This window comes from Proteiniphilum sp. X52, assembly GCF_003712195.1.
Lineage (GTDB): Bacteria > Bacteroidota > Bacteroidia > Bacteroidales > Dysgonomonadaceae > Proteiniphilum.
On record NZ_RDSD01000022.1, the window covers coordinates 60,762 to 69,363 of the forward strand.

Here is an 8,602-nt window from a genome sequence, read left to right on the forward strand (position 1 = left end):
TGAAACGGGATCGTGAAGCCGGAAAAATGACCAACAAAGATTTTGCTTTATCTCAAAAACACAATAAACAATTAAGTAACTATGACAATCTATCGGAATTTGCTTGTCGTTCTTTTTTGGGGGTTGTGCCTTATGGTGAAAGGACAGGAATTGTCGCCGCAACAGGGACAGGAGTTTCTATTGTATGATAAAATAGATGAGATCATCGCGGAGGAGCATATCCATGATCGGGGAAATAACCTGATCATCACTAAAGTAACCAATCCTTCGTTGACACCTTTTATACCATCTGATGGAAATAAGGGGAGAGCGGCCGTGATTATCTGTCCCGGCGGTGGATATCAAACCCTGCATATCCAACGGGAAGGATTCAGGGTTGCGGAGGCTTTCAGCAGACAGGGGATTGCGGCATTTGTGCTTAAGTATCGCCTGCCCGACGAGGAAATCGTAACGGATAAATCGTTCGTACCATTAAAAGATGCGCAACGTGCTATCCAGCTCGTGCGTGAAAATGCGAAAAAATGGGGTATCGCTCCCGGCAAGGTCGGGATAATGGGATTCTCGGCGGGAGGACATCTGGCCTCCTCTGCCGGAGTACATTTTGATTCCACACTGGTTGAGAACAAACGGAATACCAACCTAAGACCCGATTTTATGATTCTCGTCTATCCGGTGATCAGTTTCAGCGATGGCATCGGACATGTGGGCTCCAAAGATCATTTGCTGGGACCACATCCCGGGAAAGATTCGGTAAAATTCTTCTCCAACGAATTACAAGTGAATAAAGATACCCCTAAAACCATTCTTTTTCATGCCGGAGACGACACGGTTGTTCCGGTGGAAAATAGTCTTCGTTTCTATAATAAATTACTTGAAAATAGTATACCGGCCGAAATACATATTTATTCCAAAGGACAACATGGTTTTGGGAGTAATCCACCCTTCGAGGATTGGTTCAGCCAATGTGTCCGTTGGATGAAGGCAGAACAATTACATTCCAAAAACAGGTGAAATATGAAACAGGCAATTACCATTCTGCTACTTCTGTCTGCTCAATTCGTTTGTCCCCAAACAACCGTGAAAAGCAGCGTACACGACAAGTTAACCCCTGCCATTTCAGCGAAGATAAACCGGCATGCGGGAGAGAAATTCAACATGTCCTATCAGAACCGGATTCTTGCTCAGGATGTGCACACGCTTGTCCATCCCTTTACCGTCAGAGATGAGCACCGTTGCTGGCAGGGCGAGTTCTGGGGGAAATGGCTTACATCGGCTCTACTCGCCTATCAATATCACCCCACCCCGGTTCTTGCCGATAAATTGAAAGAAGCCGTCGAAGAATTAATAAAAACACAGACTCCCGACGGATATATCGGAAATTATGCGCCCGAAAGCCGGTTGCAAGCATGGGATATCTGGGGAAGAAAATACTGCCTGCTCGGCCTGATCGCCTATTACGACACCTTCAAAGATCGCACGGCATTACAGGCAGCAACCCAACAGGCGGATTGCCTGATCCGGGAACTCACCGAAAGAAACGCGAAAATTGTGAGACTGGGTAATCATCGCGGTATGGCAGCGTCTTCCGTCCTTGAGCCCATATGCCAATTATATGTTCGTACCGCAGACAAAAAATACCTGGATTTCGCCGAAGAAATTATCAGGGAATGGGAAACACCGGACGGGCCTCAATTGATATCCAAAGCAGGAGTCCCTGTCGGAGAGCGGTTTCCTAAACCCGACAGGAATAATTGGTACGGATGGGATCAGGGACAAAAAGCATACGAAATGATGTCCTGTTACGAAGGATTACTGGAACTGTACCGCCTGACGGGGAAAGAGGAATATAAAAAAGCTGCCGGGAAGACCTGGCAAAGCATTGTGGATACGGAACTGAATATTGCCGGTTCCGGCTCCGCAATGGAAGCATGGTTCTCGGGGAAAGGGCTGCAGACAATGCCGATAGAGCATTACCAGGAAACCTGTGTTACTGTAACCTGGCTCAAATTCAACCAGCAATTGCTCCGTCTGACCGGGGAATCCAAATATGCCGACGCGATCGAACAGACCTTTTACAATGCGCTTTTGGGATCGATGCGCCCTGATGGGTCCGACTGGGCAAAATACACTCCCTTGTACGGTCAACGGTTAAAAGGATCGGAACAATGTGGCATGGGTTTGAATTGCTGTAATGCGAGCGGGCCGAGAGGATTATTTACCATCCCTTTAACCGCAGTGATGAATTCTGAGAAAGGACCCTATATCAATTTCTACCTGGATGGCTCATATGAGCTAAAGACACCGGCAAACCGACCGGTCACATTGCGCCAAAAAACGGATTATCCCTTGTCGGGACAAATTGACATTGAATTGCAGCTTCAAAAAGAGGAGAAAATGGATATCGCTCTCAGGATTCCCTCATGGAGTGAAAAATCCATTGTCACTGTGAATGGTGCTCCGGTGGAAAACGTTGTTCCGGGCGAATATCTTATCCTCCACAGAACATGGAAAAACAACGATGAAATTTCCATCGGGTTCGAAATGAAAGGAAAAATTCACACCATGCACACTAATCCAACCTATATAGCCATCACCAGAGGGCCGATCGTGCTGTCCAGAGATGAAAGACTCAAAGGCCCGGCATTGGAGGCAATACTCAAACCTGTTGTAAATGAGGATAAACATATCGATTTGACCCGGAAAAATTATTCCGGCAAGGATATCTGGATGCTGTTTTCAGCTAAATTTATTCCGGAATCATATGCGGAATATGGCGCTGAACCGGTAGAAACGGAACTGTGCGACTATGCTTCGGCAGGAAATGCCATGATGACTTATCCTTTCTTTAAAGTCTGGCTGCCGCAGCTATATGACCCGAGGAAATAGATAATCTGACCACATATCCATTTGAATATCTTTCAATAAAAATTTGCAATCATGATATTAACCCGCAAATTCTCCCCATTGGCAATTCTAAGTATCCTCTTAATCCTCACTGCGGGATGTAGCCATTGGGACAGATTTTCCATATCTTGCCTTACCTGTGAGAGTTTAAAGGATCCTTTGGGGGTTAACACGCTTCATCCCCGGTTTAGCTGGAAAAACAATTCCAACCGCCAGGGAGCAACTCAAACGGCATATCAGATCTTAGTGGCCGACGATATTCAAAAGCTGAATGAAAACGACGCTGATGTATGGAATTCCGGAAAAATAACTTCCTCATCGAATATATGGGTCGAGTATGCAGGAAAACCGCTTCACCCCGGACAACTCCTGTTCTGGAAAGTGCGTGTTTGGGACGAGAACGGAAACGAATCATCATGGAGCAAACCGGCCCGGTTCGGTGTCGGGTTGCTTGACAAGAACGATTGGACCGCTTCCTATATCGGATATCCTTCCGGAAAGGGTTTTTATAGTTGTCCGCAACTGAGAAAAACATTTTCTCTCAATAAAACGGACAAAAAGGGAGCCTACCTTTTGCATGTAAATTCGCTCGGATATCACGAAGTTTTCATGAACGGACAGAAAGTGGGCGAAGATGTGTTATCGCCGGCAGTCTCCCAGTTTGACAAGCGTTCCCTGATTGTGACATACGATGTGACGCCTTTCGTGAGAACAGGGAAGAACGATCTGATCATCTGGCTGGGGAGCGGCTGGTACACCGAAGGGTTGCCGGGGGTTGCAGGCAACGGCCCTGTTGTAAGGGCACAGATGGAACATGTTCACAAAGGAACCAGTGAAACGGTGCTATGTACCGACGCTTCCTGGATGGGGAGAGAAAGCGAATATAGCCGTATCAGCGACTGGATGACGGGACGATACGGAGGCGAAACCCTTTCCGGTAATCTGGAAACACAGCATATAGTTTTTGAAGCGCCGGATGAATTGAAATGGGGGGAAATTGCGGTCGCTCAAATACCGGAGCATGAAGTAACTCCACAGACAGTTGAACCCAACAGGATCATGGAAACCATACAGCCTGCAAAAATAGAAAAACTCAATGACACTACTTTTCTGGTGGATATGGGTAAGTGCCTTACCGGATGGTTCGAAATAACTTTTCCCGATCTGGAAAAATCACAGGAAATTGTCATGGAGTATGCCGATCATCTGGATAATAACGGAGGATTGGCAAAACAAGGGCAAACAGATAAATATATTGCATCGGGCAATGGAACAGAATATTTCATCAATAAATTCAATTACCATGGCTTTCGCTATGTAAAAATCTCTAACCTGAAACAGGCACCCCAATTAACAGATATAAAAGCCCATCTTATTCATACCGATTTTGAATTTGCGTCCACATTCGAATGTTCGGACGAAGATCTCAACCGTATCCACGACATGATTTCCTATACGCTCCGTTGCGTGGGACTTGGCGGCTATCTGGTAGATTGTCCTCAAATAGAAAGGCTCGGATACGGAGGGGATGGGAACGCGTCCACAGTTACCGCCCAAACTATGTTCAACCTGGCTCCGCTTTACAGCAACTGGCTTCAGGCGTGGGCAGATGTGATCCGTGAAGACGGCAGTATGCCTCACACGGCGCCTAATCCTTACGCAGCAGGAGGAGGACCCTACTGGTGCGGATTTATCATCTCCGCTTCGTGGAACACCTATCGGCAGTATGGTGACCGAAAGGTATTGGAAAAATATTACCCTGTGATGCAAAAATGGCTGGGATATGTTGATCAATACAGTGTGGACGGATTACTAAAAAGATGGCCTGACACCGACTACAGGAACTGGTATCTGGGGGATTGGGCCACACCGGAAGGAGTCGGCAATCCCAATCATATAGATGAGAGATCGGTCGACCTGGTAAACAATTGCTACATTTCCGTCTGTCTCGGTGAGATGGAGAATATAGCCGAAGTACTGGGAAAAACCGAAGAAGCCAGATATTATTCCGGTAAGAGAGCGCAGTTGAACAATATAATTGATGAAACCTTCTTTGACGCGCAACAAGGTTATTATGCCACCGGATCGCAGATCGACCTTATTTTTCCGATGCTGGCAGGAGTGGCTCCCGAAGAATTAAAAGACGGTCTTACAAATACCTTGATTGCACGGACAATAAAAGAGTATGGCGGGCACCTCAATACCGGTCTGGTCGGGATACCGGTCATGATGGAATGGGCGGCAATCAATAACCAGCCCGACTTTATATACTCCATGCTGAAGAAGAAGACACATCCCGGATATTTATATATGCTGGAACAAGGAGCCAACACCACCTGGGAGCATTGGGCAGGGGATAGAAGCCGGATACATAACTGTTTTAACGGTGTAGGACAATGGTTCTATCAGGCCATAGGAGGAATTCGTTCCATTCCCGGAAAACCGGCTTACAGTGAATTTCTGGTAGATCCTCAAATTCCGGAAGGGGTCACCTGGGCCAAAACAACACAGGAGACACCGTACGGAAAAATAGGTGTTCATTGGGAGCTCCATAATGAAACGATGACTATGGAAGTGGAAGTGCCTGTCGGTTCAATCGCAAAACTGATTTCCCCCGAATCCGCCATCAGCACCCAGATAAATCAGGAAGTGATCACGGATCAATCCGATACTGTCTCCCTTAAAAGTGGAAAATATTTCGTGGAATATACTTCTAAGCGATAAGGGAAAGTGCCATGAATAACTATAAATACGCGAGTTCGACCTAGGCCATGACGGGTTTAGGTCGAACTCACGTCATAAAACTTGGACGATCAGCGGTCCGCAAGTAGGGTCGCCTTTAAAGGACTACGGGTTTTGGGGCCGGTTTTATATTTATACGGAAAACAACACTTTCCAGAGACATTGATTTTAACAAAAAAAATCATTTAACATAGTTTGCAAGTCACTTTTTACAGTCGACCAAGTCATTCATGATTTATTTTTGCAACATATTTAAAATCTAATATTTTTTAAAATATAACAAAATAGGACGAATTGATTGTACATTTTTCTCAAAGGAAGCCTGTTATTATCCTAACAAACAGACATATACAAAATACCCCCTCACCTTTACATTATCTTTAATTAACAATCGGAGCCCAGTTTCTTTTTTTAAAAACACCATCCTCTTTTCCGGAGACAAGCCTGACAAGAGCCGGGTTCATATTCCCTATACCGAAGCATACCCGGGCAATATAGTTTCAAAAAAATCAACTAACATGAGGAATTTAAAAAACATCAGTCTCATCTTATCAATGATCGTGTACATCTTTTGTTCATGTGAGAACAAAACCAATCAAAGCGATTTTGTCGGGGAGCCTTATGATCCAAGCAAACCGGTTGAATTAACCCGTTTTTATCCTGATTCTGGTGGGATGGCTACCAAAATACTTTTGGAGGGATCTAATTTTGGTACTGACGCAAGTCTGATCAAAGTTTACTTTAATGAAAAAAGAGCAGCTGTTATTAGGTCTGTGGGAGACCTGATTTATGCCATCACACCAAGACAGCCGGGAGACACATGCACAATATCAGTAGTCGTGGGAAAAGATTCATTAGTGTATCCTAATACTTTTGAATATACAACTACCATTGCTATTTCCACAGTAGTCGGAGTGCCAAACGCCAACGAAAGTAGAGCCGGTACGTTGTCTGAGGCAAGAATTCAAAAGCCACAATTCATATGTGTGGATGATGAATATAATGTATATGTATCTAACGAATCAGCCGGACTATATCTTCTCAATGAAGAGGCTAATATTGTCAATAAGATTATGGAATCAGGTTCTTATAACGCGCCTACGATTGACAAATCCACAGGCAGGCATATTCTTGTACCAGCTAATAGTGGAAATCCGTATCTTAGATTTTCTTTAGATGAAGGTTTTAGTTACCGGAATATTAATCCTGTTAGGGTAGCCAATCCTGATATAGGAATAAGTAATTGGAGTTTTAGTTATAAACATCAGTTTGCATCTTGCGAATTGGATGGAATGATTTATTTCGGCTCGCGCACCGATTCATACATTGTGCAAATAAACCCGTTAACCAGGGAAATGAAGCCAATACGTGATTTGAGAGCTCAACAATCCAACTATTTTGCAATGTTCCATCCTAAGGACAAGCACATGCTGTATCTGGCTGCAAGGAACTTGTATTGTATTTACAAATATAACCTCCTTACGGATGAATTAGAATTGTTTGCAGGAAGAAGAGGCACACCCGGACATGCGGATGGAGACAGATTGAATGATGCTTTGTTTAGAGAAGTGATACAAATAGATTTTGATGAAGACGGGAATCTATTTGTTGCGGACAGAACCAATCATTGTATACGTAAAATAACGCCTGATGGAATAGTAACTACGGTTATAGGCATTCCTGGCACTCCTGGCTATATTGACGGAACTCAGGATTATGCCATGTTGAATAATCCCTGGGGCGTCGCTGTGGCCAAAGATGGGTCTGTCTATATTGCAGATTATGGGAATCAGTGTGTGAGAAAATTATCCATACAATAAATATAATTATCAATGAATAAAAATATACTATTATTCCTTTTATTATTACTCAGTTATCCCGTTTTCTCTCAGGCACCATTGACCGTTTCGGGAGTTGTGTGGGATAATGACTTAAATGAAACATTGCCGGGAGTGACTATTTATCTTAAAGATAGGCCGGGCATAGGCACTACCAGCGAAGTTGACGGGAGATTTTCAATCAGGGTTTCCAAAGGAGATGTGATCGTTTTCTCGTATATAGGATATCAGACACAAGAATTTTTAGTAACAAAAGATGAACCCAATTTACGCGTTAATCTTAACCCAATCTCTGTAGTTTTAGAAGAAGCGGTGGTAACAGGCATGGGCACTACTCAAAGAAAAATCAGTGTTGTGGGAGCTATTACATCGGTGAATGTGAACGAGCTTCAAACTCCTGGGGTATCGATAACCAATATGCTTGGTGGCCGTGTCCCGGGTATCATTTCTGTTCAAACAAGTGGTGAGCCTGGTGATGACATCTCTGAATTCTGGGTGCGTGGTATCGGTACTTTTGGAGCCAGTTCCAGCGCTTTGGTACTTATCGACGGGCTTGAAGGTAATTTGAGCGAAATAGACCCCGCCGATGTTGAGAGCTTTTCCATATTGAAAGATGCTTCAGCAACAGCAGTTTACGGAGTTCGTGGAGCGAATGGTGTTGTTTTGGTGACTACTAAAAGAGGCGAAGAAGGCAAATTGCAAATTACCGGAAGAGCTAATTTTACATTATCGCACATAACCCGTATGCCTGAATATCTGGGAGCATATGATTATGCTTTGTTAGCCAATGAGGCCCGTGTGGTAAGAGGCGATTTGCCCAAATATTCAGATATGGAATTAACGCTGATTCACCGGCAGTTGGATCCTGATTTATATCCTGATGTCAATTGGCAAAAAGAAATCATGAAAAGGAATACCTATAAACAAAGTTATTATACAAGTATACGCGGTGGGGGTAAACTCTCCAGATATTTTATCAGTCTGGGACTCTCTAATGAACCTGCCGCCTACAAGCAGTCTCCAAATAGCGATTATAATAAAAATGATTATCCGCAATAGTTCCTATTGTAAATTCTTGACTTGAAATCAGGAGCATACGTTACAGCGGCTATCAACAG

Annotated in this window: 4 protein-coding genes and 1 pseudogene; all 5 read left to right on the top strand. The window is 44.1% G+C overall.

The genetic code is table 11. The annotated features are described in order from the left end of the window. Positions 1-81: 81 nt before the first annotated feature. Positions 82-1,011, top strand: a complete 930-nt coding sequence (locus D7D25_RS14605; protein WP_122969679.1) for an alpha/beta hydrolase — start codon at positions 82-84, stop codon at positions 1,009-1,011. Positions 1,012-1,014: 3 nt separating this feature from the next. After that, a complete protein-coding gene (locus tag D7D25_RS14610; RefSeq protein ID WP_255417333.1) occupies positions 1,015-2,886 on the top strand; it encodes a glycoside hydrolase family 127 protein in 1,872 nt (623 codons plus the stop codon). 51 nt (positions 2,887-2,937) lie between these two features. Beyond that, complete coding sequence (locus D7D25_RS14615) at positions 2,938-5,628, top strand: alpha-L-rhamnosidase (RefSeq protein WP_122969680.1); 2,691 nt, start codon at positions 2,938-2,940, stop codon at positions 5,626-5,628. A gap of 536 nt (positions 5,629-6,164) precedes the next feature. Further along, positions 6,165-7,466 carry an IPT/TIG domain-containing protein gene (locus D7D25_RS14620; protein WP_122969681.1) on the top strand — a complete coding sequence of 434 codons (1,302 nt, stop codon included), beginning with the start codon at positions 6,165-6,167 and terminating at the stop codon, positions 7,464-7,466. 12 nt (positions 7,467-7,478) lie between these two features. Beyond that, positions 7,479-8,519 (top strand): annotated as a pseudogene (locus D7D25_RS14625) (SusC/RagA family TonB-linked outer membrane protein); the annotation flags it as partial. Positions 8,520-8,602 lie beyond the last annotated feature (83 nt).

Excerpts from the sequence above, each read along its gene's own strand:
- D7D25_RS14605 (WP_122969679.1), top strand. The coding sequence starts at position 82 with ATGACAATCTATCGGAATTTGCTTGTCGTTCTTTTTTGGGGGTTGTGC.
- D7D25_RS14610 (WP_255417333.1), top strand. The coding sequence starts at position 1,015 with ATGAAACAGGCAATTACCATTCTGCTACTTCTGTCTGCTCAATTCGTT.
- D7D25_RS14615 (WP_122969680.1), top strand. The coding sequence starts at position 2,938 with ATGATATTAACCCGCAAATTCTCCCCATTGGCAATTCTAAGTATCCTC.
- D7D25_RS14620 (WP_122969681.1), top strand. The coding sequence starts at position 6,165 with ATGAGGAATTTAAAAAACATCAGTCTCATCTTATCAATGATCGTGTAC.